Source organism: Pseudomonas sp. SBB6 (genome assembly GCF_024213215.1).
Lineage (GTDB): Bacteria > Pseudomonadota > Gammaproteobacteria > Pseudomonadales > Pseudomonadaceae > Aquipseudomonas > Aquipseudomonas donghuensis.
The window spans coordinates 92,444-117,660 of sequence record NZ_JANAVH010000015.1 but is presented as its reverse complement, the minus strand read 5'-3'; the positions used below and the strand labels follow the sequence as shown (position 1 = coordinate 117,660).

Below are 25,217 nucleotides of genomic sequence, written 5' to 3'. Positions count from 1 at the left end.
AGCCGCTCTTGCCGGCGACTACTTAGTGCGCAGCCCACTCGATCTTGGAGATGTCGACGCCGTCTTTGTACATATCCCACAGCGGCGACAATTCGCGCAGCTTGGTCACGGCCTCGCAAACCTTCTGCGCGGCGTAGTCGATTTCTTCTTCGGTGGTGAAACGACCGAAGGTGAAGCGGATCGAGCTGTGTGCCAGTTCGTCGTTGCGGCCCAGGGCGCGCAGCACGTAGGACGGCTCGAGCGAAGCCGAAGTACAGGCCGAGCCGGACGAAACGGCCAGGTCCTTGAGCGCCATGATCAGCGACTCGCCTTCGACGTAGTTGAAGCTCAGGTTCAGGTTGTGCGGAATGCGCGCGGTCATGCTGCCGTTGATGTACAGCTCTTCGAGGCCTTCAACCTGCTGGTAGAAGCGGTCGCTCAGGGCCTTGATGCGCACGTTTTCGCTGGCCATCAGTTCTTTGGCGATGGCGAAGGCTTCGCCCATGCCGACGATCTGGTGGGTGGCCAGGGTGCCCGAACGCATGCCGCGCTCGTGACCGCCGCCGTGCATGGCGGCTTCCAGGCGCACGCGAGGCTTGCGGCTGACATACAGCGCGCCAATGCCTTTAGGGCCGTAGGTTTTGTGCGCCGAGAACGACATCAGGTCGACTTTCAGCTTTTGCAGGTCGATCTCGACCTTGCCGGTGGACTGCGCGGCATCGACGTGGAACATGACGCCGCGGGCGCGGGTCAGTTCGCCGATGGCGGCGATGTCGTTGATGGTGCCGATTTCGTTGTTCACGTGCATGATCGACACCAGGATGGTGTCTTCACGCAGGGCCGCTTCGACCATGGCCGGGGTGATCAGGCCATCGGCGCCTGGCTCGATGTAGGTGACTTCAAAACCTTCACGCTCCAGCTGACGAGTGCTGTCCAGAACAGCCTTGTGCTCGATCTTGGAGGTGATCAGGTGCTTGCCCTTGGTGCTGTAGAAGTGCGCAACGCCCTTGATTGCCAGGTTGTCGGACTCGGTTGCACCGCTGGTCCAGACAATTTCCCGCGGGTCGGCATTGACCAGGTCGGCGACCTGGCGACGGGCGTTCTCGACCGCTTCTTCGGCTTTCCAGCCAAAGACGTGGGAGCGCGACGCCGGGTTACCGAAGTTCCCGTCGACCAGCAGGCAATCGCTCATCTTCTGGGCGACGCGTGGGTCGACCGGTGTGGTCGCGGAGTAATCGAGGTAGATCGGCAACTTCATTGAATATCTCCTATCAGGCGGTCGCGCCGCGCGTCGAAACGGTCAATCGACGGCGGACGTCTCAATCTTGTCCAGCTGCGGTGCCCGGCCTGCGATACGACGCAGGTCCTGGCGCTGGGCGACTTCTTGTACCTCACGGCGAGTGACAAGGTCAGCCAGGCTGATGCCGCTGAGGAATTCGTGAATCTGCTGGCTGAGGTCGCACCACAGGTGGTGGGTCAGGCAGGTGTCGCCGGCGTGGCAATCACCCAGGCCCTGGCAACGCGTGGCATCGACCGATTCGTTGACCGCGTCGATGACCTGGGCGACCTGAATGCTCTCCATGCTTCGCGACAGCTGATAGCCGCCGCCGGGGCCGCGCACACTGGAAACCAGGCTGCTGCGGCGCAGCTTTGCAAACAGCTGCTCCAGATAAGAGAGGGAAATGCCTTGGCGCTCGGAAATGTCGGCCAGAGACACCGGCCCATTCTGCGCATGCAACGCCAGGTCGAGCATGGCGGTCACGGCGTATCGGCCTTTTGTAGTCAGTCGCATGGCTAGTAGGTACCACGGGGTTACGGAATGGGAGCGAGTATGCTATTCCCGAGCGTTTAAGTCAACTATAAGACCTAGTGCTTTAGTCGGGTTTACCGCAAGAGGGCGGCCGAATGATAGCAAACTAAGGGGCGCTTGCGCACGCCCCTTCTATCAATGCGTCGACGCGTCGCTACGGGCCTCATCCTTGATCTGGGCGAAGTCTTCTTCACGCAGGGCCGGCAGCTCCTTGGCGCAGTAGTCGCTACCCAGGTTCTTCAGCGCGCCGCACATGCCCTCCAGGCGCCCGTCGACGGCCTGCAGGTGGTCGAGCAGCTGACCAATGGCGCGAGCCACCGGGTCGGGCATGTCCTCGCTGACACCATAGGCATCGAAGCCGATCTTCTCGGCCATGGCCTTGCGCCGGGCTTCGACCTCGGCATCGGTCTTGACGATAATCCGCCCCGGAATACCCACGGCAGTCGCACCGGCCGGCACCGCCTTGGTCACCACTGCGTTGGAGCCGATCTTGGCCCCGGCGCCGACGGTGAACGGCCCCAGCACCTTGGCCCCGGCGCCCACCACCACGCCATCTTCCAGGGTCGGATGACGCTTGCCCTTGTTCCAGGTGGTGCCCCCCAGGGTCACGCCCTGGTACAGGGTGACGTCGTCGCCGATTTCGGCGGTTTCGCCAATGACGATGCCCATGCCATGGTCAATGAAAAAACGCCGGCCAACCTTGGCGCCGGGGTGGATCTCGATCCCGGTCAGCCAGCGCCCGAAGTTCGACACCAGCCGGGCCAGCCACTTCCAGTCCCGCAGCCACAGGGCGTGCGCCGCGCGATGCAGCCAGATCGCGTGCATGCCCGGGTAGCAGGTCAGCACTTCAAAGGCATTGCGCGCCGCCGGGTCACGGTGGAAAACGCTCTGGATATCTTCACGCAGACGCTCGAACATCTATTGATCCTTCCGCTTATGCGGTTCGCCACGAGCCACTTTCTGGGTTTCCGTGAGAATGCCGCGCAAAATACTCATTTCCGAACGATTGACCGAGCTGCGCCCGTACAGCCGACGCAGACGCGGCATCAGGTGCCTGGGCTTCTCCGGGTCGAGAAAGCCGATGTCGACCAGGGTCTTTTCCAGGTGCTCGTAGAACAGCTCCATTTCATCCATGGTCGCCAGTTCGCTGCTGCGCTCCGGCGCCACTTCAGTATTTTCCGTCTTCGACAACTGCCCCTCCAGCGCCAGCCAGGCCATGCGCACTTCATAGGCCAGCACCTGCACCGCAGCACCGAGGTTCAGCGAGCTGAAGTCCGGGTTCGAGGGGATGTGCACATGAAAATGGCAGCGCTGCAGTTCTTCGTTGGTAAGGCCCGCATGCTCGCGACCAAACACCAGGGCGATCTCCTCGCCCTGAGCGGCATGCTCGATGACCTTGCTCGCGCACTCGCGCGGGTCGACCAGCGGCCAGGGGATGCGTCGCTCGCGGGCACTGGTGCCGAACACCAGGTTGCAGCCGACCAACGCGTCTTCGAGGGTGGCGACCACTTGCGCAGCGGCCAGCACGTCATCGGCACCCGACGCACGGGCATCGGCCTCGGCCGACGGAAAGCTCTGCGGGTCGACCAGCACCAGCCGCGACAAGCCCATGTTTTTCATGGCACGCGCTGCGCCGCCGATATTGCCCGGGTGGCTGGTATTGACCAGAACAACACGAATATTTTGCAGCAAGGCGAGCGCTCACAGACATTGCGAAGGGGGAGCAAATCTTACAGAAGCGACCGACTTTACGCTACGAAAGCAAATGTCACCCTTCTTCGCGCAAAGTTTTCTGCTAGAATGTTCGGCTTTCTTTAACGACCCAGGTGAAACGTCCATGCAGCCCATGCTGAATATCGCGCTGCGCGCCGCCCGCAGCGCCAGTGAATTGATTTTCCGCTCCATCGAGCGCCTGGATAGCATCAAGGTTGATGAAAAAGACGCCAAGGATTACGTCTCCGAAGTCGATCGCGCCGCAGAGCAGAAAATCATCGACGCCCTGCGCAAGGCCTACCCGAACCACTCCATCTACGGCGAAGAGACCGGCCTGCATGCCGGTAGCGGCGAAGAAGGCAAGGACTACCTGTGGATCATCGACCCACTGGATGGCACCACCAACTTCCTGCGTGGCGTTCCGCACTTTGCTGTCAGCATTGCCTGCAAATACCGTGGCCGCCTTGAGCACGCCGTGGTGCTGGACCCTGTCCGCCAGGAAGAATTCACCGCCAGCCGTGGCCGTGGCGCCCAGCTGAACGGCCGCCGCCTGCGCGTCAGCCCTCGCACCAGCCTGGAAGGCGCCCTGCTGGGTACCGGCTTCCCGTTCCGTGACAACCAGATGGCTGACCTGGACAACTACCTGGGCATGTTCCGCGCCCTGGTCGGCCAGACCGCCGGCATCCGCCGCGCCGGTGCTGCCAGCCTGGACCTGGCCTACGTTGCCGCTGGTCGTTTCGATGCCTTCTGGGAATCGGGCCTGTCGGAGTGGGACATGGCTGCAGGCGCCCTGCTGATCCAGGAAGCCGGCGGCCTGGTGAGCGACTTCACCGGTGGCCATGACTTCCTCGAGAAGGGTCATATCGTTGCCGGTAATACCAAGTGCTTCAAGGCCGTCCTGACCGCTATCCAGCCGCACCTGCCTGCCTCGATCAAACGCTGAGTTTCGACCGGGCACAAAAAAAGCACCCTTCGGGGTGCTTTTTTTTTGGCCTTATGGACCACCTTCTCTCTGTGGGAGCTGGCTTGCCAGCGATGAGGCCGGTATAGCCAACACTGTAGCCGGCACCTGGATTACGACCGCTTCGCGCTCGATCGCTGGCAAGGCCAGCTCCCACAGAGACCGCGCCGTTACTGGCCGGGCTGGGCCTGGCCGAGCACCAGCTTGCCTTCTTTATCCAGCGGAATCTGCGAACCCGGATCACGGTCCATGCGCACCTGACCGACCTTGTCGCCGATCGAGTACTTCACGTCATATCCGACAACCTTCTCGCTCAGGTCATTGACCGTGTTGCAGCGGGTTTGCGTGGTGGTATAGGTATCACGCTCCTGCATGCCCTCCTGCACCTTGTTACCGGCATAGCCGCCACCGACAGCACCTGCCACGGTAGCGATTTTCTTACCGGTGCCGCCGCCAATCTGATTACCCAGCAGGCCACCCGCCAGCGCGCCAACCACAGTACCGGCGATCTGGTGCTGATCCTTCACCGGCGCCTGACGCGTCACGGTGACATCCTTGCACACCTCACGAGGTGTCTTGACTGTCTGCTTGACCGGCTGCACCGCCAACACTTCGGCGAACTCCGGTCCACCCTTGACCAGGTTGTAGGTGGCAACAGCACCTCCGGCTGTTACACCGACAGCACCCAGAACCGCACCCACCAGCATCGACTTGTTCACCTGAACCTCCTGATCGTACCTGCAGGACAAAGCCCGCCTTCTCCCTGCCTTGGAGCATAAAAAAAGGCGCGAGTTCAACACTCGCGCCTTTTTGTACGGCCAACCGCGTGGGAAAACCCGTTATGGACGGTCGTCCACGCCCTCGGCTTTTACGGTCGGGATCAGGTCTTCGCTGCTCAGGTTCAGCCAGATCAGCACCACGTTGGCGATGTAGATCGACGAGTAGGTACCCGCCATGACGCCGATGAACAGCGCCAGGGAGAAGCCCCACAGATTGTCGCCACCGAAGAACAGCAGCGCGGCAATGGCCAACAGGGTCGATACCGACGTCGCCACGGTACGCAGCAGGGTCTGGGTGGTCGAGATGTTGATGTTCTCGATCAGCGAAGCCTTGCGCAGTACCCGGAAGTTCTCCCGCACCCGGTCGAACACGACGATGGTGTCGTTGAGCGAGTAACCGATGATCGCCAGCACCGCCGCCAGTACCGTCAGGTCGAAGGTGATCTGGAAGAACGAGAGGATCCCCATGGTCACGACCACGTCATGGATCAGCGACAGGATCGCACCCAGGGCGAACTTCCACTGAAAGCGGAAGGCCAGGTAGATCATGATGCCGCCAAGAGCCAGCAACATGCCCAGGCCGCCCTGGTCGCGCAGCTCTTCACCGACTTGCGGGCCGACGAACTCGACGCGCTTGACCACTGCAGGGTTGTCGGAACTGACCTTTTGCAGCGCCTCGGACACACGATTACCCAGCAGCGGGTCATCGCCTGGCATGCGCACCAGCAGGTCGGTGGTAGCACCGAAACTCTGCACCACGGCATCCTGGAAGCCGGCCTTGACCAGCTCCTCGCGGACCTCGCCAAGGTTGGCCGGACGCTCGTAGGTCAGCTCGATGAGCGTACCGCCGGTGAAGTCCAGGCCGAAGTTGAGGCCCTTGTAGAACCAGCTGAACAACGCCAGCACGGTCAGTAGCAGGGTGATGCCGAACGCAACGTTGCGCACACCCATGAAGTTAATGGTACGTAACATGGCAGCCCCTTATACCCACAGCTTCTTGATATCACGCCCGCCGCAGGTCAGGTTGACCATTGCGCGGGTAACCATGACGGCCGTGAACATCGAGGTGAAAATCCCGAGGGACATGGTAACCGCAAAGCCCTTGACCGGGCCGGTACCCATGGCGAAGAGGATGCCGCCGACCAGCAAGGTGGTCAGGTTGGCATCGACAATCGCCGTATAGGCACGGTTGAAGCCTTCGTGGATGGCGCGCTGCACCGACATGCCGTTGGCCAGCTCTTCGCGGATCCGCGAGAAGATCAGCACGTTGGCGTCGACCGCCATACCCATGGTCAGCACGATACCGGCGATACCCGGCAGGGTCAGTGTCGCCCCCAGCAGGGACATCAGCGCCAGCAGCATGACCATGTTACCGGCCAGGGCGATGGTCGCGATCAGGCCGAAGAAGCGGTAGATGGCCATGATGAACAGCGAAACGAACAGCATGCCCCACAGGGAAGCGTCGATACCCTTGGTGATGTTGTCGGCACCCAGGCTCGGGCCAATGGTGCGCTCTTCAGCGAAGTACATCGGCGCCGCCAGACCACCGGCACGCAGCAGCAGGGCCAGTTCCGACGATTCACCCTGACCGTTCAGGCCGGTGATACGGAATTGGCTGCCCAGTGGCGACTGGATGGTCGCCAGGCTGATGATCTTCTTCTCTTCGGTGAAGGTCTGCACGGCAACGTCTTTTTCGACGCCGTCGACCATCTGCTTGACGTAGCGCGTGGTTGGACGCTGTTCGATGAAGATCACCGCCATGCTGCGACCGACGTTGCTACGGGTAGCGCGGCTCATCAGCTCGCCGCCATGACCATCCAGACGGATGTTCACTTGCGGACGGCCTTGCTCGTCGAAGCTGGCCTGGGCGTCGGTGACCTGGTCACCGGTGATGATCAGGCCACGCTCGACCGCAGCCGCACGACCGCCTTCGCGGAACTCGAAGGTTTCGGTGGTGGCTTTCGAGGCACCAGGCTCAGCGCCCAGGCGGAATTCGAGGTTGGCGGTCTTGCCGAGAATCCGCTTGGCTTCGGCGGTGTCCTGCACGCCTGGCAGCTCGACCACGATGCGGTTGGCACCCTGGCGCTGAACCAGTGGCTCGGCTACACCCAGCTCGTTGACCCGGTTACGTACCGTGGTCAGGTTCTGCTTGATCGAGTATTCACGGATTTCCGCGACCTTGGCCGGGGTAATCGCCAGGCGCAGCACGGACAGGCCGTTACGCTCGGTGGTGGTCAGCTCGAAATCGTTGAAATTCTTGCGGATCAGGCTACGGGCCTGTTCGCGGGATTCATCATCGGAGAAGCCCAGCTGGATGCCGCCATCTTGTTGCGGCAGGCTGCGGTAGCGCACGCGCTCTTTGCGCAGCAGGCTTTTGACTTCGCCTTCGTAGACTTTCAGGCGGGCCGACATGGCCTTGTCCATGTCCACTTCAAGCAGGAAGTGCACACCACCGGAAAGGTCCAGACCCAGCTTCATCGGGCTTGCGCCCAGGTTGCGCAGCCATTGCGGGGTAGTCGGGGCCAGGTTGAGCGCTACTACATAGTCGTCGCCCAGTGCCTTGCGCACTACATCCTTGGCTGGCAGTTGGTCTTCCTGTTTGGTCAGGCGCACCAGCCCAACCTTGCCCTTCTCGCCCAGGCTCGCGGCCTTGACCTGGATTCCGGCCTCAACGAGCGCTTTGCTCACGCGGTCCAGATCAGCCTGAGTGACCTGCAGCGCCGTGCTGGCACCACTGACCTGAACGGCCGGATCATCAGGGTAGAGGTTGGGAGCGGAATAAATAAAACCGATCGCCAGTACCACCAGGATCAGTGCGTATTTCCACAGAGGGTATTTGTTCAGCATCACGCCGCCCGTTCAAGACGCGGGGCGCCTTGCGCGCCCCGTCGATTGGTAAAAAACTGAAACTTAGATCGCTTTGAGCGTGCCTTTAGGCAGAGTCGCGGCTACGGCGCCCTTCTGGAACTTCAGCTCGACGTTGTCGGACACTTCCAGAACCACGAAGTCGTCGGCAACTTTGACGATCTTGCCGGCGATACCGCCGTTGGTGACAACTTCGTCACCTTTTTGCAGGTTGCTCAGCAGGTTTTTCTGCTCTTTGGCACGTTTGGCCTGCGGGCGCCAGATCATCAGGTAGAAGATGACCAGGAAACCGACCAGGAAAATCCATTCGAAGCCAGTACCGGCTGGGCCGGCGGCTGGGGCAGCTGCGTCCGCGTATGCGGCAGGGATCAGAAAGCTCATTTAGCACTCCAGTTGCAAATCAGTACTTGTTAGGGATCGACAATACATCAATCCAAGGGCGGCACAGGCAGCCCGCGCTTGGCGTAAAAGGCATCGACAAAGGCGGCCAATGTACCTTGTTGAATAGCCTCGCGTAAACCAGCCATCAACCGCTGGTAATGGCGCAAGTTATGGATCGTATTCAACATACTGCCCAACATTTCGCCGCATTTATCCAGGTGATGCAGATAAGCACGGGAGAAGTTCTGGCAGGTATAGCAATCGCAGGTCGGATCCAGGGGCGAATCATCGTGGCGATGGAACGCGTTACGGATTTTCAGCACGCCGGTATCGACAAACAGATGACCGTTGCGCGCGTTGCGCGTGGGCATCACGCAATCGAACATGTCGACGCCGCGGCGCACACCCTCAACGAGATCTTCCGGCTTGCCTACCCCCATAAGGTAACGAGGTTTGTCAGCCGGCATGCGGCCTGGCAGGTAATCCAGCACCTTGATCATTTCGTGCTTGGGCTCGCCCACCGACAGGCCGCCGATGGCCAGGCCGTCGAAGCCGATCTTTTCCAGGCCTTCGAGCGAGCGCATGCGCAGGTTTTCGTGCATGCCACCCTGGACAATGCCGAACAACGCCGCAGTGCTGTCGCCGTGGGCGTTTTTCGAGCGCTGGGCCCAGCGCAGCGACAGCTCCATGGACACGCGGGCGACGTCTTCATCGGCCGGGTACGGGGTGCATTCGTCGAAGATCATCACCACGTCCGAGCCCAGGTCGCGCTGGACCTGCATCGACTCTTCCGGGCCCATGAACACCTTGGAGCCGTCGACCGGCGAGGCAAACGTCACGCCCTCTTCGCGGATCTTGCGCATGGCACCCAGGCTGAACACCTGGAAACCACCGGAGTCGGTGAGAATCGGGCCCTGCCACTTCATGAAGTCGTGCAGGTCGCCATGGGCCTTGATCACCTCGGTGCCCGGGCGCAGCCACAGGTGGAAGGTATTGCCAAGGATCATCTGCGCGCCGATCGCTTCGATGTCGCGCGGCAGCATGCCCTTGACCGTGCCATAGGTGCCCACCGGCATGAACGCCGGGGTCTCGACCACGCCACGGGGGAAGGTCAGGCGGCCGCGACGGGCCTTGCCGTCGGTGGCCAGCAATTCGAAGGACATACGACAGGTGCGACTCATGCTTGATCCTCGGGGCCGCGTGGCGCCGGATTGCGGGTGATGAACATGGCATCACCGTAACTGAAGAAGCGGTATCCGTTCTCGACCGCCGCCGCATAGGCAGCCATGGTCTCGGGATAACCGGCGAAGGCCGAAACCAGCATCAGCAGCGTGGATTCAGGCAAATGGAAGTTGGTCACCAGGGCATCGACCACATGGAATGGCCGGCCCGGGAAGATAAAGATATCGGTATCGCCGCTGAACGCCTTGAGTTCGCCATCACGGGCGGCGCTTTCCAGCGAACGCACGCTGGTGGTGCCCACGGCAATCACCCGCCCGCCACGGGCGCGACAGGCCGCCACGGCGTCGACCACGTCCTGGCCGACCTCCAGCCACTCTTTATGCATGTGGTGGTCTTCGATGCGCTCGACCCGCACTGGCTGGAAGGTACCAGCCCCCACGTGCAGGGTGACGAAGGCGGTTTCCACGCCTTTGGCGGCGATCTTGGCCAGCAGCTCTTCATCGAAGTGCAGGCCGGCAGTTGGCGCGGCCACGGCGCCAGCGCGCTCGGCATACACCGTCTGGTAGCGCTCGCGGTCGGCGCCCTCATCCGGACGGTCGATGTACGGCGGCAGCGGCATATGGCCGACGCGATCGAGCAGTGGCAGCACCTCTTCGGCAAAACGCAGCTCGAACAGCGCGTCGTGACGGGCGACCATCTCGGCCTCGCCACCGCCGTCGATGACGATCGGCGTGCCCGGCTTGGGCGCCTTGCTCGAACGTACGTGGGCCAGTACCCGGTGGCTGTCGAGTACGCGCTCGACGAGGATCTCCAGCTTGCCGCCGCTGGCCTTCTGGCCGAACAGACGCGCCGGAATCACCCGGGTATTGTTGAACACCATCAGATCGCCCGGGCGCAAATGCTCGAGCAGGTCGGTGAACTGGCGATGCGCCAGCGCCCCGCTCGGCCCGTCCAGGGTCAGCAGCCGGCTGCTATGGCGCTGCGCCAGCGGATGGCGAGCGATCAGGGAATCAGGAAGCTCAAAGGAGAAATCGGCGACGCGCATGATGGTGTTCGGTTCGACAGGGCCGGAAAGTTTAGCCGAAATGGTGAAAATTGACCATGAAACCTGATTGACCAACGGTAGGCGCCTCTCTATACTTCGCCGCCACAAGCCCTGATGGCGGAATTGGTAGACGCGGCGGATTCAAAATCCGTTTTCGAAAGGAGTGGGAGTTCGAGTCTCCCTCGGGGCACCAAACGCAAAAAGAAACCGACCCTAGGGTCGGTTTTTTTGTGCCCGGCGACTCAAGCGCAAGCCACCAGGCGCTGTACTTGCCGGTGGATTTCCTCGCCGTGATTGAGCTCGGCAGTGCGCAGGTCAAACGCCGTCCGCAGGTTGAGCCAGAACTCGGGCGTGGTGTCCAGGCAGGTGGCGAGGCGCAAGGCCATGTCTGCCGATACACCGCGACGCCGAGAAAGAACGCCATGGATCGAAGTGGCAGACACGCCGAGCGCACGAGCCAAAGCGGCAGCGCTAACACCCATCTCGCTTTGGAAGTCCTCGCGCAAGAGCTCTCCTGGGTGGACCGGACGCATGGCGTCTTTGCAGGTCATGATGCACCTCAGTGAAAGTCCGTTGTTTCAACACTTACAGGCTTAGCGCATTGCGCAATGGATTGCCCGTCACTGCACCACCCCACACGCAATCCGCGCCCCACCACCACCCAACGCCTGCGGGTGATCGCTGTGGTTATCACCGCCGCCATGCACCATCAGCGCATGGCCCTTGAACTCTTCGGCCTTCAGGCGTGGCGCCAGGACCGGATAGCGGGCAGTGCCGTCGGCGCTGACATACAGGGCCGGCAGGTCGCCTTTATGCCCGGCATCGTCGTACGGGCCCAGGTGTTTTTTACTCTGTTGCGGATCCCAGTGCCCGCCTGCAGCACCTGCCGGCGTGGTCTTGCCATCGGCGGTTGCCGGTGCACAGGAAGGCTGTTCGTGCAGGTGAAAGCCATGTAGACCCGGCGGCAAGTCGCGCAGGTCAGGCGTGAGCAGAGTGCCGTATTGGTTCTGCTCGAGGGTGATGGTACCGACGGGGTTGGTGCTGCCGTCGGCGCCCACCAGGGCCAGTTCCACGGTCTGGGCCTGGGCGGCGCCCGCTGTTGCCAGGGCGGCAGTGAACAAGAGTGCTTTCATGGTGTTGCTCCTTGTGGGTCGATGCAGCCGAAGGGCACCTTATCAAGGTGACCCTTGGTCCGGCGTGGGGATTGCATTACCGGCTTTGTCGAAATGTGTAGGATCACTGTCCCCCTCATTTGCTGATCGAGTCGCGCCATGCAATTGACCCACCGCCCCGTCCAGCCCCACGACATCGCTGCCATCTGCTGCTTCCCCCAAGGCCCGGACGAGTTGTTCTACATGTTCCCCAAGGCCAGGTACCCGCTGACACCCGCGCAACTGAGCGATGCCATCGCCCAGCGCAGCGGCTCGACCGTGGTCGAGGGCGACGGGAGCGTGCTGGCCTTCGCTAACTTCTACAAGGCAGAGCATGGCGGCGTTTGCGCCCTGGGCAATGTGGTGGTGGCCCCCGCCGCGCGCGGCCATGGCGTGGCGCGGTATCTGGTGCAGAGCATGATCGAGCTGGCGCGCCGTCAGTTCGAGGCCCGTGAAGTACAGGTCTCATGTTTCAACAGCAACACCGCCGGGCTGCTGCTTTATCCACAGCTGGGCTTTAAACCCTTCACCATCGAAGAACGCCAGGGCCCCGGCAATACGCGGGTGGCGCTGGTGCAGATGAAGCAGACGCTGTAGCCCTTCAATCAGTTGCAACGAACCTTGAGCGCGCGGCGGCGTCCGATCCTGTGCATCCGCCGTTCGAGGTTCACCTGTGAAAGACGCCATTGCCCGCAAATACCGCCTGATCGTCAAAACCCTCGGCTACGTCGGCTGGTCGCTGTTCTGGCTGCTGATCTGGGACGTGCTGGTAACCATCGACTTCATGCTGTTCTTCAACAGCAAGTTCACCCTGCCCTTGATGCCGCTGACCCTGCTCGGTTCGGCGCTGGTGGTGCTGGTCAGCTTTCGCAACAGCAGCGCCTACAACCGCTGGTGGGAAGCGCGCACCTTGTGGGGCGGGCTGGTCAACAGTTCACGCAGCTTTGCCCGCCAGGTGCTGACGCTGATCGATGATTTGGATGACGGCGTCAACCCGATCAAGACGACATTGCTGCGCTGCTAACCCGCGAATACAAGGCCGGGCGCCTGGACAGCATTCGCCTGGCGCGGCTGGAATCGACCTTGGTCGACCTGTCCAACAGCCAGGGCGGCATGGAGCGCATCGCCAACACGCCCCTGCCCTACCCTTACGTGTATTTCCCGCGGCTGTTTATTTCGCTGTTCTGTTTGATCGTGCCGATCGGGCTGGTCGAATCGCTGGGCTGGTTTACCCCGCTGGCGTCGACCGTGGTGGGGTTCATGCTGCTGGCCATCGAGCGCATCGGCACGGATTTGCAGAGCCCGTTCCGGATCAGTGAGCATCAGATTCAGATGGATGCGATTTGTGAAACCATCGAAAGGAATTTGGAGTCGATGCAGCGGGATGCGCAGTGTGGGGAGGTGGTTGGCGAATCTACCCATTGACGTGCAATAGAGTGCGGGCGAATCAGAGTCTCGACGAAGCATGAGGGAGGGCCAGAAGATCAATCCCTAGCGCCCGGATGACCTTCAGCACAGTGTCAAAACGAGGCTTCGCACCGGGGGTCAACGCCTTGTACAGGCTCTCGCGCCCCAATCCACTGGCAGTTGCGATCTGGCTCATGCCGCGAGCCTTGGCGATATAGCCGAGGGCGCGTATCAGTTCGTCATGATCACCATCCGCCAGCACTTGAGAAAGGTACTCGCTGATTGCCTCATCGCTATCGAGCAACGCGGCCATATCAAACATGGTAAGTGACAAACTCATATCAAATTTCCTTGGCCAGCTTCCTGGCCAGTTGGATATCAACAGATTGCGATGACTTGTCACCACCTGCCAACAAAACAATGACTACACCGTCCCGAACCGTGAAATACACTCGATAACCCGCACCCACATCGATGCGCATCTCGGAGACCTGACCACCGACGGACTTCACATCTCCCAGATTTCCCGCCGTTACACGCTCTATTCGCCGTGCGATTGCCACCCTTGCACGCATGTCGCGTACGGAAATCAACCAAGAGGTGAATCTGGGCGTTTGCAAAACACTGTATTTCAAGGCTCACACCAATGTATCCCTTTGGATACAAGCAAGCAACCAGCAACCCACACCTATCATCGCCTGGCCAGAAATTTGGCCGGGTTATGCAGATGCCTGAAGATGGCAACAATGACACCGAGAGAAAGGTTGCTGGATACCGCTGCTTCGCTGTTTCGTGTAGTCCATTTCCCAAGCATAATCCCCAGGCACTTCAGCTGTTGCGCCTGAATCGCTAGCTGCCTAGTCTTGGCCGGTCGTTGCCAAATCAACGACCGGTTTTGACAGACCGCTGTTGATACAGTCGCACTGCTCTATGGCAGCTGTGCGTGGGGCACATTCGTGTGCGCCGGTTCCTGTATCACCGGTCTGTCAACCCACGTACTGCTGCCACCCTCCTGTTTGACAGCGGGTTTGTGGCGGCTCGACCGATACAGGAGCTGACCATGCTGAAAATAGTCCCCGATCCCCCGCTTCTCTCCACCGATTCCCCTCATTGCCTTGAAGACATCCTGGTTCATGCCGGCGAGCATCTGGCCTGTGCCCTGGCTGTCGGCCAGCAAGCGGTGTTGTTGCATCCCGATAGGCATGGGCAGGCGCTGGTGCGCACTGCCCTGCACGAGATGGAAACGGCGCGCTGGCGGGTTGAACAGGCGCTGGCCTGCGTTCAGGTAGCCCACTGATTACGAGCGCTTTGCGCTCGATCGCTGGCAAGCCAGCTCCCACAGGGTTCGGCGCATGCCGATCGTTTGTGGGAGCCGGACTTGCCGGCGATGGGCGGCGCAGCCGACCCGGGCATCCCCAGCGAACAGGCACTGGAGCACGCCTCGCTAGGCGCCAGCGAAGAAGACCCCACCCTGGCCTGGGCCGCGCACCTTCTGGGCGAGATGGCCAAGGCGATTGTCGATGACGTGGGCCTGGGTTTGCAGCAGGCCGAGCACGCAACAGGTAAAACCCAGTGAGGATTTCGCCCGCGCGGCCGTTATCCTCAAGGTAAGACCCTGCGCCCGAGGTAACGATGTTTCAACAATGGAGCGAAATGCTGCAGCTCTACAAACGCAGCCGCCCGAACTATTGGCACGCGATTCGCCACAATCCGCTGGCAGCGCACCTGTTGCCGACCTGGCTGGTGGTGCTGGCAATCTTTCTGGTGGTCAGCGCGTCCTTCAGCGTGCAACAGCACCCGCTGGGAGCGGTTACGGTGATGTTCAGTACCAGCCTGTGCATGTGGGCGCTGTTGCTGGCCCGTGAGTACTTTGTCGCCGAGCAGTTCAAAAGCCTGTATCAACGCCACGCCATCGCCAGCCAGCCGCTGCTGCAGCGCGACAGCTACCTGCGCTATGCACATTTCCTGCAGATGCTTGAACAGAACGCTGTCAGTGCGGCCCAGGCAGCAGACATCGCAGCGTTTGCGAAGATTTCCGAGAACCCGCCGAAGTCGTTGAATCTGACCCAGAACGCGATGTTCGTGGCGATCATGACCTTCCTCGCCACCATTGCCACCGAAAAGGCCAAGTTGACCGAGCTGTGGGCGTTCGGCAAAGGCAACCTGGTCATCCTGCTGACCTTCGCCGTCCTACTGGTGCTATGGCTCGGATTGATCGTGGTGCGCGATCACCTGCATTACAAGGAACGGATCATCCGCTACCTGGAATGGGCCAGCCATGATCTGCCCGCTCGTGAAACCCCTTGGAAATGAGACTCACTCTTATTAGTATGCGCGACTCGCGTGGGGCGAGATCAGGGTGGCGGGGGCTGTGGCCGTGGAGACGAATCAACAAAAGCTCAGCACGCTTTTTATCGGGCAGCGCACTGCCTTGATCCGCATGCTGTCGCGAGTCGTCGGCTGCGCCAGCCTGGCCGAGGACCTGGCGCAGGAAACCTATCTGAAAGTGGCTAAAGCGCTGAACACCCGGCCGATCGAGCATTTGCATCCGTTCCTCTACCAAACCGCCCAGTACCTGGCGTTCGATCACTTGCGCAGTCAACGAAGCAAGCGTCGCTTCGAAGACCCCTACGCGGATGAAAACCTTGTGGTGGAAGTGCCGACCAGCGCGCCTGGCCCGGACAGTCACGCCCAGGGCCAGCAACAGTTGCAACAGTTTCAGCAAGTGCTCGCAACCTTGCCCAAACGCCAGCAACAAATCCTGATATTGCATAAACTGCATGGCCTTGCCCAAGCTGAGATTGCCCAGCGCCTGCAGGTTTCTCTGAGCACGGTGGAAAAAGACCTACGCAATGCGCTCACTGCCTGCATTAAAGCCACCGACATGCAGACCGCCCATGACTGAAGCATCCCCCCCCCTCATTCCCGGCGAATCGGCCAGAGAGCAGGCAAGCTACTGGTTCGCCCACCGTGCCCAGATCGCCAGTGATCAGGCAACCTGCCAGCGCTTCGAGCAGTGGCGCGGTGCCGATGCAGAACATGGCGCAGCCTATGCCGAGCTGGAAGCACTGTGGAACAACCGCGCGTTCGAGCAGGCTCTGCAAAACCTGGAAGTCGATCTGGGGTTGCCGCCCGCGCCTGTCCAGCGCTCCAGGCGGCGCCCAGTGCGCCAATACCTGGCCACCGCCGCTGCCGTGCTGCTGATGCTCGGTGCCGGCTGGATGGCCGATGTGCCGATGCGCCTGCAAGCCGAGCACCTGACCGCCATTGCCCAGGTCGAACGCCTGGAACTGGCTGACGGTTCGCATATCGTCCTGGGCAGCAACAGCGCAATCAGCACCGCGTTTGACGGTCAATCCCGGCATATTCGCTTGCTGCGTGGCGACCTTTACATCGAAGCCTTTCACGACGCCGCGCGCCCGTTGATCATCGATACCGGCGAAGCCAGGGTAACGGTGGTCGGTACTCGCTTCAGCGTCAGCAAGCGTGACAAGCAAGTCACCGTTGCCGTACGCGAAGGCCGGGTACGCTTCGCCAACAACGCCGGTGACAACAACCTGCTGCTGGCCGGTAACTGGCAACAACTCAAGGCCGGGCACCTGCAACCTGCGCACCAGGAAGGCGGCGAACGGCAGATGGCCTGGATCAATGGCCGCCTGTCGTTCCAGGATGCGCCGCTGGCCGACGTTCTCAGCGAGTTGCGCCGCTACTACCCGGCGCCCATCCTGCTGTTCAACAGCACCGCCGCCACTCAGCGCGTCAGCGGCAATTACCAGTTGGATGAGCCCCTGGCGATTGTCCAGGCGCTGAGCAAAGTTACCGCCGCACAGGTCACCCGCCTGCCCGGCGGAACCCTTGTGGTTCGCTGAGCGACACCAGCCGATCACACCGGTGAAAAAAGTTTTACGGCTTTCGAGCTTTCAACCCGTCAAGGTTTTTGCGCTTGCAAATAATTCCTATTCAGAACGGGGCTCGCATGCACCTTCCAGCACTCCACCCAACCCACGCCCATAGCATCCTGGCACTGGCCATCTACCTGGCCTGTAGCAACGCCATAGCCGCCGAGATCATCGACACACCGATTGGCAACCAGGTGCTGAGCACCCACGATTTCGCCATTGCCGCACAACCACTGGCCAACGCCCTCGATCAATTGAGCGAGCAGAGTGGCTTGCAGATCGCCTATTCGGCAGATCTGGCCCAAGGTGTGCAGTCGTCCGGCGTCAGTGGCCAGATGACCAGCCAACAAGCGCTGGCCCAACTGCTGACAGGCACACAGCTGGGCTTCGAGCCCAACGGCGCGAATGCAGTCATGCTCGTGCGCCGCCCCGCCCCGGGTTCGGCACTGGAGCTGGGCGCCACCAGTATTATCAGTAACCAGCTGGGCACGGTTACCGAAGGTACGGGCTCCTACACCCCAGGCACTATCGCCACGGCAACGCGCCTGGTCCTGACACCCCGGCAAACCCCGCAGTCGATCACCGTCATCACGCGCCAGCACATGGATGACTTCGGCCTTAACAACGTTGACGACGTGATGCGCCATACACCCGGCATCACCGTCTCGGCCTTCGACAGCGACCGTACCAACTATTACGCCCGTGGTTTTTCCATCAACAACTTCCAGTACGACGGCATTCCCTCCACCGTACGCAACGTCGCCTATTCGGCGGGCAATACCCTGAGCGACATGGCCATCTATGACCGTGTCGAGGTACTTAAAGGCGCCACAGGATTGTTGACCGGTGCCGGGTCCCTGGGCGCCACCATCAACCTGGTGCGTAAAAAACCCACCGCTGATTTCCAGGGCCACGCCAGCGCCGGGATGGGCTCCTGGGATAACTACCGCAGTGAACTGGACCTCAGCGGGCCCCTGACCGACACCGGCAATGTCCGTGGCCGGGCGGTGGCGGCCTACCAGGACAAGAACTCGTTCATGGACCACTACTCGCGTAAAAGCTCGGTGTACTACGGCATCCTCGAGTTTGATCTGTCACCTGACACGATGTTGACCGTGGGCGGCGATTATCAGGACAGCAACCCCAAAGGCTCGAGCTGGTCGGGTAGCTTCCCGCTGATCAACTCCGCGGGTGGTCACAACAGCGTCTCGCGCGCCTTCAACAACGGCACCGACTGGAGCGGCTGGGAGCAATACACCCGCACCGTGTTCGCCACCCTCGAACATGAGCTGGGCGATGGCTGGGTCACCAAGCTGCAACTGGACCACAAGATCAATGGCTACCATGCCGCGCTTGGCTCGATTCAGTTCGACCAGCCCAAGCCCGATGGCAGCGCCAGTATCAATGCGCAGAAGTACACTGGCGAAACCACCAGCGACTCGGCCGATCTCTATGTCAGCGGGCCCTTCACGTTACTGGGACGCGAGCATGAGCTGGTGCTGGGTGGTTCGATCGGCACCTCGCACTGGAAAGGCAAGGGCTACTGGGACGTGACCCACCGCGGTCCCAACATTGTCGATTTCAATCATTGGAACGGCAACTTCCCCGAGCCTGACTGGGGCCCGGTGTCCCAACGTAGCGATGATGTGGTGCGCCAGACCGGCGCCTACATGACCACCCGGCTGAACCTCAGCGATGACCTGAAAGTTTTTCTTGGCGGTCGCGTCGTGAACTATCACCTGACCGGCCTGAACCCGTCCTACAAGGAGTCGGGACGCTTCGTGCCTTACGTCGGCGCAGTCTATGACCTCAATGACACCTATTCGGTGTACGCCAGCTACACCGACATTTTCATGCCCCAGGAAAGCTGGAACAAAGACCGCGACAGCAAGTTGCTAGAACCGGACGAAGGGCAGAACTACGAGTTGGGCCTGAAGGCGGATTTTTTCGAAGGCCGCTTGAACAGCAGCCTGGCCTACTTCGAGGTGCATGAAGACAACCGCTCCATGCCCGATGATGACTACAACAACCTGCAACCCACGCCACCCAACTACGCCTTCAAAGGCACCCAGGCGGTGACTAAAGGGTATGAGCTGGAGATTTCCGGGGAGCTCAGCCCGGGCTGGCAGTTGCAGGCCGGCTACACCCACAAGATCGTACGCGATGACAATGATCAAAAGATCTCGACCTTTGAGCCGGAGGACCAGGTCAGCCTGTACACCAGCTACAAGCTCAGCGGCCGCCTGGAAAACCTGACCGTCGGCGCCGGCGCGCGCTGGCAAAGCGTGGGTTGGCAATCGATCTACAACGCCCCTCTCGGGCATTACCAAGATATCTCTCAGGAATCCTACTGGCTGGTGGACCTGATGACCCGTTACCAGTTCAGCGAACACCTGTCGGCAACGCTCAACATCAACAACCTTTTCGACAAGTACTACTACACCAACGTCGGTTTCTATAACTCGGCGGCTTATGGTGAGCCACGCAATTTCATGCTGAGCACCCGCTGGGACTTCTGACCCGGGCACATCGCGGTAAACAAAGCCAGCGGACTGATCAAGCCCGCACAAACCGCTGCCTGAGCACTTCGCTCAAGGCATCGACCAGCAACACCAGTACCAGCATGGCGATGATCACCGTGCTGGCCTGGGCTTCCTGGAACAGGCTGAGGGTGGTGTAGAGCATCTGCCCCAGGCCACCGGCACCGACAAAACCCAGCACGCTGGCCATGCGGATGTTGTTTTCCCAGCGGTACAGGCTGTAGGCCAGCAACTGCGGCCAGAGGTTGGGCAAGGTGCCGAAGCAGAACGCTGTGACCTGGCTGCCGCCTTGCAGGCGAATGGCCGCAGCCGGTTCTGGCGGGGTGTTTTCCAGCGCTTCGGCGAACAGGCGGCCGAGTACGCCTGAGGTGTGCAAGGCCAAGGCCAGCGTGCCGGCATTCGGTCCAAGGCCCGCGGCCAGGACGGTCAAGGCCGCCCACACCAGCTCCGGAATCGCTCGCAATGCGTTGAGCAGCAGGCGCGCTACGCCTTGCAACGGCCAGCCAAAACGCCCGGCTGCCGGTAAGGCCAGTAACAGGCCGAGCACCACCGCAAGCAAGGTACCCAGCCCTGACATGGCCAGGGTTTCCAGTGCGCCTTTGCCAACCGCCCGCAGGTGATCGGGGCTCAGGTCGGGGCTGAGGAATCGCAGCGCGTAAGCGCCCATCTGCCCTAGCCCGCCATCGCCAAACAGCGCCTGCAGATCAAGGCTCAAATAAGCGAACGACGCTGCCACCGCCGCCAACAGCGCCAGCACCAGCGCCGTGTTGATCAACGCTCTCATGCCAGCCTCCCGCGCAGCAGACGACTGAGCTGGTCGGCCAGCCATACCAGCAGCAGAAACGTCAGCAGCATGCTCGCCACCTCTGCCCCGGCGAACATGCGCATGGACAGGTCGATCTGCTGGCCCAACCCGCCCGCGCCGACAAAGCCCATCACCACCGAGGCACGGATCGCGCATTCCCAGCGGTACACCGTGTAGGACACCAGCTCCGCCGCCGCAGCGGGCAGGATGCCGTAAAAAAACGCGCTCAAGCGGCTGCTGCCGGCCTGCAACAAGGCATGGGCCGGGCGCTGGTCGACCGACTCGAAGATCTCCGCGTAGACCTTGCCAAGCATGCCGCTGTAGGTAATGGCGATGGCCAGCACCCCGGCGGTCGGGCCCAGACCGACAGCGCGGACGAACAACAGCGCCCAGACGATCTCCGGCACGCTGCGCAGGAAGATCAACACGGCGCGCACCGGCAGACGCAAGGTGCGCGACCAGAAGCCCAGGCGCCCGCCCCGTGAGGCAGCGCGCAACGACAGCGCCCGGCTGGCCAGCAGGCTGGCCGGGATCGCCAGCAGCAAGGCCAGGGTCATGCCGGCGGTAGCCACTGCCAGGGTCTGCAAGGTGGCATCCAAAAGCAGCCGAAGGAAGTCAGGCTCATGGGCCGGCGGCCAGAAGGCGCTGACAAAATTGCCCATCTCGCGGCGGTTATCGGCCTGCAGCAACACCCCGGGGTTCAGCTCACTGAGGCGGATGCCCGGCCACAACAGGGCAATCGCCAACAGCGCCAGCAGCACCCTGGGCAGGGCCGCCGGGTCACGGCTATCGGCCTTCAGCATCGGGGAATCTGCAGGTTCAACGCCGGCAGCGGTAACGGCGGCGACACCAGATGTTCGTTGGCATACAAGCCATCGAGCATGTCGCTGGAGACCTCGCTCGCCGGGCGATCAAAGACGATCCGCCCTTCGCGAACACCAATCACCCGCGGGAAATGCGCCAGCGCCAGCTCTACCGCATGCAGGCTGGCGATCAGGGTCACGCCGCGCTCATTGGCATGCTGGTTGAGGGTTTTCAGGCTGTGTTCGGCCAGCACCGGGTCCATGGCCGAAACCGGCTCGTCAGCCAGCAGAATCTGTGGTTGCTGATACAGTGCCCGGGCAATGCCGACCCGCTGCAACTGGCCACCGGACAATTGCCCGCACTGGACAAAAATCTTCTCGGCCATGCCCAGGCTCGTCAGCACTTCGCGCACACCCGGAACGTCCGCCGGGTGCAGCAGATTGAGCAGCCCGCGCAAGGTGCTCCACTGCCCCAGGCGCCCGGCCAGCACCGCCGTCACCACCCGCTGACGCGGTGGCAGCGGCGGCGCCTGATGGATCAGGCCGATGCGCGCGCGCAGGCGCTGACGCGCTCCGGCCGACAAGCGCCAGGGCGCCACATCAAGCAGCTCGACGGTACCGGTACTGGGGGCCAGGGCAGTGCCCAGCAACTGCAACAGGCTCGACTTGCCCGCCCCCGAAGGGCCGATGATCGCCACCCGCTCGCCGGCGCCAATCTGCAGGTCGATGCCGTGCAGGGCCTGGACCTGGCCATGGCGCAGGCTGGCGCCGGTCAATCGGATGGTCATTTCAGCAGTTCGGCGGCGCGCGCGGCCTCTTCGATACCCTTGTAGTTGTCCGGGCTGGTTTCGATAAAGCGGCTGGCGGCCTGCAGGTCGAGGATGGCCTTGTCGGCGGGCTTGGCCGGATCGAGGTCGAGGAACGCCTGTTTGATCTTGTCTTTCAGTGCCGGGTCGAGGCTGCCGCGCACGGTCCAGTTGTAATCGAAGTAGCTTGGGGTGGTGGCGAACACCTTCACCTTATTGGTATCGACCTTGCCCGAGGCCACCAGCTTTTCCCAGACGCTGGCGTTGAGTACCCCACCGTCGGCCTTGCCAGCCTGGACCCACGCCGCCGTAGCATCGTGGGCACCGGAATAGGCGACGCGGCTGAAGTAGGTTTCAGGCTTGATGCCATCCTTGAGCATGAAGTAGCGCGGCATCAGGCTGCCCGAGGTGGACGAAATGGAACCGAAGGCAAAGGTCTTGCCCTTGAGATCGGCCAGGCTCTTCACATCCGGGTTGGCGGTGATGAATTTGCTGGTGAACTTGGCGTCCTGTTCACGCTGTACCAAAGGCGTGGCTGTCGGATCCTTGAGGTGCACCTGCACGAAAGTGAAACCGCCCAGCCAGGCCATATCCAGCTTGTTGGCGACCAGCGACTCGACCACCGCCGGGTAGTCTGCCACCGGCACGAACTCGACTTTCATCCCCAGCTTCTGCTCCAGGTACTCACCCAACGGCTTGAACTTGCGCAGCAGTTCGGTGGGTGCTTCGTCAGGGATCGCGCTGACCCGCAGGGTATCGGCCGCCTGGGCCAGGTAGGACGTGCAGGACAATAGCAGACCGGCAAACAGCGCCAGGGGACGTTTGAGCATGGGGATTCTCCGGTTCAATAGCGGGGAAAGGGCCGGCACGGGCCACCCCGGAAATTATAAGAGGCATCGGCGCAAAGGCCAGCTTTGCTACACTCGGGCCTTGACGATTTTTCGAGGTGCGTATGAGCGAGCCGATTCGCCTGACCCAGTACAGCCACGGCGCCGGCTGTGGCTGCAAGATCTCTCCGAAGATGCTCGAGGTGATTCTCGCCGAAAGCGGTACCCAGGCGCTGGACCCGAAACTCTGGGTCGGCAACGCTTCGCGCGATGACGCGGCAGTTTACGCCCTCGATGACGAACGCGGTGTGGTTTCGACCACCGACTTCTTCATGCCGATCGTCGATGACCCCTATGACTTCGGCCGCATTGCCGCCACCAACGCCATCAGCGATATCTACGCCATGGGCGGCGACCCGCTGATGGCCATCGCCATTCTCGGCTGGCCGGTCAATGTGCTGGCCCCGGAAGTGGCCCGTGAAGTGATCCGCGGCGGCCGTGCCGTGTGCGCCGAGGCCGGCATTCCCCTGGCCGGCGGCCACTCCATCGATGCCCCCGAGCCGATCTTTGGCCTGGCGGTAACCGGCGTGGTGCAAAAGCGTCACATGAAGCGTAACGACACCGCCACGGCAGGTTGCCGTCTGTACCTGACCAAACCCTTGGGTATCGGCATCCTCACCACCGCCGAGAAAAAGGCCAAGCTGCGCGACCAGGACAAGGGCCTGGCCCGCGACTGGATGTGCACCCTGAACACCCCCGGCAGCCGCTTCGGCAAGCTGGCCGCGGTCAAGGCCATGACCGACGTCACCGGCTTCGGCCTGCTTGGCCACCTGGTGGAGTTGGCCGACGGCAGCGGCCTGAGCGCACGCCTTGACTACAACGCGGTGCCCCGCCTGCCGAGCGTCGAGCATTACCTGGCCGAAGGCTGCGTGCCCGGCGGAACCCTGCGCAACTTCGACAGCTACGGCGACAAGATCGCACCCCTGAGCGATGAGCAGAAGCACCTGCTGTGCGATCCACAAACCAGCGGCGGGCTGCTGGTGGCGGTGACCCCGGAAGGTGAAACGGAGTTTCTCGCCGTCGCCGCCGAACTGGGCCTGAACCTGGCGCCGATCGGCGAGCTGGTGGAGCGACAGCGCCATGCGGTTGAGGTGCTTTGATGCGTGACAACTGCACCGACTACCGCCAGCTGTTTCTCAACGATGTAGCCATGATGGACCTGCGCGCCCCGGTCGAATTCACCAAGGGCGCCTTCCCCAATGTCAGCAACCTGCCGCTGATGAACGACCTTGAGCGGCAAAAGGTCGGCACCTGCTACAAGCAGCAGGGCCAGCAGGCCGCCATCGCCCTCGGCCATCAACTGGTCAGCGGCCAGACCAAGGACCAACGCATTGCCGCCTGGGCCGCGTTCGCCCGGGCCAACCCAGAAGGTTACCTCTACTGCTTTCGCGGTGGCCTGCGTTCGCAGATCGTCCAGCAGTGGCTCAAGGCTGAAGCCGGCATCGACTATCCGAAAGTGGTCGGCGGCTACAAGGCAATGCGCACGTTCCTGATCGAGACCACCCGGCAGGCCGTGGCGGAGTGCGACTTCGTGCTGATCGGCGGCCTCACCGGTACCGGCAAGACCGAAGTGCTACAACTGCTGGATAACACCATTGACCTGGAAGGCCACGCCAACCACCGCGGTTCCAGCTTTGGCAAGCGCGCCACCGGCCAGCCGGTGCAGATTGACTTCGAGAACGGCCTGGCCATCGATGTGCTGAAGAAACGCGCCCGGGGCATCGAGCAGTTTGTGCTGGAAGATGAAGGCCGCATCGTCGGCAGCTGCACGGTGCCGCTAGAGCTGTACCAGGGCATGCAGGGTTACCCGCTGGTGTGGCTGGAAGACAGCTTTGACAACCGCGTCGAGCGGATTCTCGGCGATTACGTGATCAACCTGTGCGCCGAGTTCGTTGCCCTGCACGGTGATGAAAACGGCTTCAGGCTGTTTGCCGAACGCCTGACCCGGAGCATGACCAATATCCTCAAACGCCTGGGCGGCGAGCGCTACCAGCGACTGTCGGCGTTGCTCCAGCAAGCGCTGCAGGAACAACTGCGCAGTGGCGCGGTGGAGCTGCACCGCGCCTGGATCAGCGGCCTGCTCAGCGAATACTATGACCCGATGTACGCCTACCAGCGCGACAGCAAGGCCCAGCGCATCGAGTTTGCCGGCGATCAGCGCGAAGTGCGCGAGTACCTGCGCGAGCGCGCCGCCCGGCGCTGAT

At 61.8% G+C, this 25,217-nt stretch carries 28 protein-coding genes, 1 tRNA gene and 1 pseudogene; 12 read left to right on the top strand and 18 right to left on the bottom strand.

Annotated features, from left to right (window positions below):
* Positions 1-22: 22 nt before the first annotated feature.
* From NLX68_RS23660 to trmJ, 4 genes are all read right to left on the bottom strand, one after another.
* The gene (locus NLX68_RS23660; protein ID WP_254286064.1) at positions 23-1,237 is read right to left on the bottom strand and encodes an IscS subfamily cysteine desulfurase; all 1,215 of its coding nucleotides are present in this window, start codon (positions 1,235-1,237) and stop codon (positions 23-25) included.
* 42 nt (positions 1,238-1,279) lie between these two features.
* Positions 1,280-1,771 carry a Fe-S cluster assembly transcriptional regulator IscR gene (gene iscR / locus NLX68_RS23655; RefSeq protein WP_254286063.1) on the bottom strand — a complete coding sequence of 164 codons (492 nt, stop codon included), beginning with the start codon at positions 1,769-1,771 and terminating at the stop codon, positions 1,280-1,282.
* 153 nt (positions 1,772-1,924) lie between these two features.
* A complete protein-coding gene (cysE, locus tag NLX68_RS23650) occupies positions 1,925-2,707 on the bottom strand; it encodes a serine O-acetyltransferase (protein WP_254286062.1) in 783 nt (260 codons plus the stop codon).
* Positions 2,708-3,481, bottom strand: coding sequence for a tRNA (cytosine(32)/uridine(32)-2'-O)-methyltransferase TrmJ (gene trmJ / locus NLX68_RS23645; RefSeq protein WP_254286061.1), 774 nt, complete (start codon positions 3,479-3,481; stop codon positions 2,708-2,710).
* A 145-nt stretch (positions 3,482-3,626) separates the two neighbouring features.
* Between trmJ and suhB the strand changes: the two genes are divergently transcribed.
* Entirely contained in the window at positions 3,627-4,445 is an 819-nt protein-coding gene (suhB, locus tag NLX68_RS23640) for an inositol-phosphate phosphatase (protein ID WP_010223469.1), read from the top strand.
* Positions 4,446-4,633: 188 nt separating this feature from the next.
* Here suhB and NLX68_RS23635 read toward each other — a convergent pair whose 3' ends face one another.
* The 6 genes from NLX68_RS23635 to queA all read right to left on the bottom strand — a co-directional run bounded on the left by NLX68_RS23635 (position 4,634) and on the right by queA (position 10,715).
* Complete coding sequence (locus NLX68_RS23635; protein ID WP_010223470.1) at positions 4,634-5,182, bottom strand: glycine zipper 2TM domain-containing protein; 549 nt, start codon at positions 5,180-5,182, stop codon at positions 4,634-4,636.
* Between the two features lie 120 nt (positions 5,183-5,302).
* On the bottom strand, positions 5,303-6,214 hold the full coding sequence (gene secF / locus NLX68_RS23630; RefSeq protein WP_254286060.1) for a protein translocase subunit SecF: 912 nt from the start codon (positions 6,212-6,214) through the stop codon (positions 5,303-5,305).
* Positions 6,215-6,223: 9 nt separating this feature from the next.
* Positions 6,224-8,089: a protein translocase subunit SecD gene (secD, locus tag NLX68_RS23625; protein ID WP_254286059.1), complete on the bottom strand. Its 1,866-nt coding sequence runs from the start codon at positions 8,087-8,089 to the stop codon at positions 6,224-6,226.
* 63 nt (positions 8,090-8,152) lie between these two features.
* Positions 8,153-8,488 carry a preprotein translocase subunit YajC gene (gene yajC, locus NLX68_RS23620; RefSeq protein ID WP_010223473.1) on the bottom strand — a complete coding sequence of 112 codons (336 nt, stop codon included), beginning with the start codon at positions 8,486-8,488 and terminating at the stop codon, positions 8,153-8,155.
* 47 nt (positions 8,489-8,535) lie between these two features.
* On the bottom strand, positions 8,536-9,651 hold the full coding sequence (gene tgt, locus NLX68_RS23615) for a tRNA guanosine(34) transglycosylase Tgt (protein WP_254286074.1): 1,116 nt from the start codon (positions 9,649-9,651) through the stop codon (positions 8,536-8,538).
* 14 nt (positions 9,652-9,665) lie between these two features.
* A complete protein-coding gene (queA, locus tag NLX68_RS23610; RefSeq protein ID WP_254286058.1) occupies positions 9,666-10,715 on the bottom strand; it encodes a tRNA preQ1(34) S-adenosylmethionine ribosyltransferase-isomerase QueA in 1,050 nt (349 codons plus the stop codon).
* A gap of 108 nt (positions 10,716-10,823) precedes the next feature.
* Here queA and NLX68_RS23605 point away from each other — a divergent pair.
* Positions 10,824-10,908, top strand: a tRNA-Leu gene (locus tag NLX68_RS23605).
* A 49-nt stretch (positions 10,909-10,957) separates the two neighbouring features.
* Here the strand turns inward: NLX68_RS23605 and NLX68_RS23600 are convergent.
* Positions 10,958-11,266, bottom strand: a complete 309-nt coding sequence (locus NLX68_RS23600) for a HigA family addiction module antitoxin (protein WP_254286057.1) — start codon at positions 11,264-11,266, stop codon at positions 10,958-10,960.
* A gap of 69 nt (positions 11,267-11,335) precedes the next feature.
* Entirely contained in the window at positions 11,336-11,848 is a 513-nt protein-coding gene (gene sodC / locus NLX68_RS23595) for a superoxide dismutase [Cu-Zn] SodC (RefSeq protein WP_254286056.1), read from the bottom strand.
* Positions 11,849-11,986: 138 nt separating this feature from the next.
* Here sodC and NLX68_RS23590 point away from each other — a divergent pair, with 138 nt between their 5' ends.
* Positions 11,987-12,463: a GNAT family N-acetyltransferase gene (locus NLX68_RS23590; protein WP_254286055.1), complete on the top strand. Its 477-nt coding sequence runs from the start codon at positions 11,987-11,989 to the stop codon at positions 12,461-12,463.
* A gap of 76 nt (positions 12,464-12,539) precedes the next feature.
* Positions 12,540-13,291: pseudogene (locus tag NLX68_RS23585) on the top strand (bestrophin family protein).
* Between the two features lie 22 nt (positions 13,292-13,313).
* Here the strand turns inward: NLX68_RS23585 and NLX68_RS23580 are convergent.
* Together NLX68_RS23580 and NLX68_RS23575 are read right to left on the bottom strand one after the other, a co-directional pair.
* Positions 13,314-13,613: an addiction module antidote protein gene (locus NLX68_RS23580; RefSeq protein WP_254286054.1), complete on the bottom strand. Its 300-nt coding sequence runs from the start codon at positions 13,611-13,613 to the stop codon at positions 13,314-13,316.
* Position 13,614: 1 nt separating this feature from the next.
* On the bottom strand, positions 13,615-13,908 hold the full coding sequence (locus tag NLX68_RS23575; protein ID WP_302056329.1) for a type II toxin-antitoxin system RelE/ParE family toxin: 294 nt from the start codon (positions 13,906-13,908) through the stop codon (positions 13,615-13,617).
* Between the two features lie 425 nt (positions 13,909-14,333).
* Here NLX68_RS23575 and NLX68_RS23570 point away from each other — a divergent pair, with 425 nt between their 5' ends.
* The 6 genes from NLX68_RS23570 (at position 14,334) to NLX68_RS23545 (ending at position 19,691) form a co-directional block, all read left to right on the top strand.
* Positions 14,334-14,570: a hypothetical protein gene (locus tag NLX68_RS23570; protein WP_081492801.1), complete on the top strand. Its 237-nt coding sequence runs from the start codon at positions 14,334-14,336 to the stop codon at positions 14,568-14,570.
* A 90-nt stretch (positions 14,571-14,660) separates the two neighbouring features.
* Positions 14,661-14,849, top strand: a complete 189-nt coding sequence (locus tag NLX68_RS23565) for a DUF3077 domain-containing protein (protein WP_254286053.1) — start codon at positions 14,661-14,663, stop codon at positions 14,847-14,849.
* A 56-nt stretch (positions 14,850-14,905) separates the two neighbouring features.
* Positions 14,906-15,586 carry a hypothetical protein gene (locus tag NLX68_RS23560; protein WP_254286052.1) on the top strand — a complete coding sequence of 227 codons (681 nt, stop codon included), beginning with the start codon at positions 14,906-14,908 and terminating at the stop codon, positions 15,584-15,586.
* 64 nt (positions 15,587-15,650) lie between these two features.
* On the top strand, positions 15,651-16,178 hold the full coding sequence (locus NLX68_RS23555; protein ID WP_367949543.1) for an RNA polymerase sigma factor: 528 nt from the start codon (positions 15,651-15,653) through the stop codon (positions 16,176-16,178).
* Entirely contained in the window at positions 16,171-17,142 is a 972-nt protein-coding gene (locus NLX68_RS23550) for a FecR family protein (RefSeq protein ID WP_254286050.1), read from the top strand. The genes NLX68_RS23555 and NLX68_RS23550 overlap by 8 nt, the downstream gene beginning before the upstream one ends.
* Positions 17,143-17,249: 107 nt before the next feature.
* The gene (locus tag NLX68_RS23545) at positions 17,250-19,691 is read left to right on the top strand and encodes a TonB-dependent siderophore receptor (protein WP_254286049.1); all 2,442 of its coding nucleotides are present in this window, start codon (positions 17,250-17,252) and stop codon (positions 19,689-19,691) included.
* Between the two features lie 37 nt (positions 19,692-19,728).
* On the opposite strand, the gene phnE is transcribed toward NLX68_RS23545, so the two are convergent.
* The 4 genes from phnE to NLX68_RS23525 are packed head-to-tail and all read right to left on the bottom strand — an operon-like array spanning position 19,729 to position 22,956.
* A complete protein-coding gene (gene phnE, locus NLX68_RS23540; protein WP_254286048.1) occupies positions 19,729-20,496 on the bottom strand; it encodes a phosphonate ABC transporter, permease protein PhnE in 768 nt (255 codons plus the stop codon).
* Positions 20,493-21,320, bottom strand: coding sequence for an ABC transporter permease (locus tag NLX68_RS23535; protein ID WP_254286047.1), 828 nt, complete (start codon positions 21,318-21,320; stop codon positions 20,493-20,495). The genes phnE and NLX68_RS23535 overlap by 4 nt, the downstream gene beginning before the upstream one ends.
* On the bottom strand, positions 21,314-22,108 hold the full coding sequence (locus tag NLX68_RS23530; protein ID WP_254286046.1) for a phosphonate ABC transporter ATP-binding protein: 795 nt from the start codon (positions 22,106-22,108) through the stop codon (positions 21,314-21,316). The genes NLX68_RS23535 and NLX68_RS23530 overlap by 7 nt, the downstream gene beginning before the upstream one ends.
* Complete coding sequence (locus NLX68_RS23525; protein ID WP_010223498.1) at positions 22,105-22,956, bottom strand: putative selenate ABC transporter substrate-binding protein; 852 nt, start codon at positions 22,954-22,956, stop codon at positions 22,105-22,107. Before NLX68_RS23525 ends, NLX68_RS23530 begins: the two co-directional genes overlap by 4 nt.
* A 122-nt stretch (positions 22,957-23,078) precedes the next feature.
* On the opposite strand from NLX68_RS23525, the gene selD reads away from it, so the two are divergent.
* Together selD and mnmH are read left to right on the top strand one after the other, a co-directional pair.
* Entirely contained in the window at positions 23,079-24,113 is a 1,035-nt protein-coding gene (gene selD, locus NLX68_RS23520; RefSeq protein WP_254286045.1) for a selenide, water dikinase SelD, read from the top strand.
* On the top strand, positions 24,113-25,216 hold the full coding sequence (gene mnmH / locus NLX68_RS23515; protein ID WP_254286044.1) for a tRNA 2-selenouridine(34) synthase MnmH: 1,104 nt from the start codon (positions 24,113-24,115) through the stop codon (positions 25,214-25,216). Before selD ends, mnmH begins: the two co-directional genes overlap by 1 nt.
* Position 25,217: the final 1 nt, after the last annotated feature.

Excerpts from the sequence above, each read along its gene's own strand:
- NLX68_RS23660 (WP_254286064.1), bottom strand. The coding sequence starts at position 1,237 with ATGAAGTTGCCGATCTACCTCGATTACTCCGCGACCACACCGGTCGAC.
- iscR (WP_254286063.1), bottom strand. The coding sequence starts at position 1,771 with ATGCGACTGACTACAAAAGGCCGATACGCCGTGACCGCCATGCTCGAC.
- cysE (WP_254286062.1), bottom strand. The coding sequence starts at position 2,707 with ATGTTCGAGCGTCTGCGTGAAGATATCCAGAGCGTTTTCCACCGTGAC.
- suhB (WP_010223469.1), top strand. The coding sequence starts at position 3,627 with ATGCAGCCCATGCTGAATATCGCGCTGCGCGCCGCCCGCAGCGCCAGT.
- secF (WP_254286060.1), bottom strand. The coding sequence starts at position 6,214 with ATGTTACGTACCATTAACTTCATGGGTGTGCGCAACGTTGCGTTCGGC.
- secD (WP_254286059.1), bottom strand. The coding sequence starts at position 8,089 with ATGCTGAACAAATACCCTCTGTGGAAATACGCACTGATCCTGGTGGTA.
- yajC (WP_010223473.1), bottom strand. The coding sequence starts at position 8,488 with ATGAGCTTTCTGATCCCTGCCGCATACGCGGACGCAGCTGCCCCAGCC.
- tgt (WP_254286074.1), bottom strand. The coding sequence starts at position 9,651 with ATGTCCTTCGAATTGCTGGCCACCGACGGCAAGGCCCGTCGCGGCCGC.
- queA (WP_254286058.1), bottom strand. The coding sequence starts at position 10,715 with ATGCGCGTCGCCGATTTCTCCTTTGAGCTTCCTGATTCCCTGATCGCT.
- NLX68_RS23600 (WP_254286057.1), bottom strand. The coding sequence starts at position 11,266 with ATGACCTGCAAAGACGCCATGCGTCCGGTCCACCCAGGAGAGCTCTTG.
- sodC (WP_254286056.1), bottom strand. The coding sequence starts at position 11,848 with ATGAAAGCACTCTTGTTCACTGCCGCCCTGGCAACAGCGGGCGCCGCC.
- NLX68_RS23590 (WP_254286055.1), top strand. The coding sequence starts at position 11,987 with ATGCAATTGACCCACCGCCCCGTCCAGCCCCACGACATCGCTGCCATC.
- NLX68_RS23580 (WP_254286054.1), bottom strand. The coding sequence starts at position 13,613 with ATGAGTTTGTCACTTACCATGTTTGATATGGCCGCGTTGCTCGATAGC.
- NLX68_RS23570 (WP_081492801.1), top strand. The coding sequence starts at position 14,334 with ATGCTGAAAATAGTCCCCGATCCCCCGCTTCTCTCCACCGATTCCCCT.
- NLX68_RS23565 (WP_254286053.1), top strand. The coding sequence starts at position 14,661 with ATGGGCGGCGCAGCCGACCCGGGCATCCCCAGCGAACAGGCACTGGAG.
- NLX68_RS23560 (WP_254286052.1), top strand. The coding sequence starts at position 14,906 with ATGTTTCAACAATGGAGCGAAATGCTGCAGCTCTACAAACGCAGCCGC.
- NLX68_RS23550 (WP_254286050.1), top strand. The coding sequence starts at position 16,171 with ATGACTGAAGCATCCCCCCCCCTCATTCCCGGCGAATCGGCCAGAGAG.
- NLX68_RS23545 (WP_254286049.1), top strand. The coding sequence starts at position 17,250 with ATGCACCTTCCAGCACTCCACCCAACCCACGCCCATAGCATCCTGGCA.
- phnE (WP_254286048.1), bottom strand. The coding sequence starts at position 20,496 with ATGAGAGCGTTGATCAACACGGCGCTGGTGCTGGCGCTGTTGGCGGCG.
- NLX68_RS23535 (WP_254286047.1), bottom strand. The coding sequence starts at position 21,320 with ATGCTGAAGGCCGATAGCCGTGACCCGGCGGCCCTGCCCAGGGTGCTG.
- NLX68_RS23530 (WP_254286046.1), bottom strand. The coding sequence starts at position 22,108 with ATGACCATCCGATTGACCGGCGCCAGCCTGCGCCATGGCCAGGTCCAG.
- NLX68_RS23525 (WP_010223498.1), bottom strand. The coding sequence starts at position 22,956 with ATGCTCAAACGTCCCCTGGCGCTGTTTGCCGGTCTGCTATTGTCCTGC.
- selD (WP_254286045.1), top strand. The coding sequence starts at position 23,079 with ATGAGCGAGCCGATTCGCCTGACCCAGTACAGCCACGGCGCCGGCTGT.
- mnmH (WP_254286044.1), top strand. The coding sequence starts at position 24,113 with ATGCGTGACAACTGCACCGACTACCGCCAGCTGTTTCTCAACGATGTA.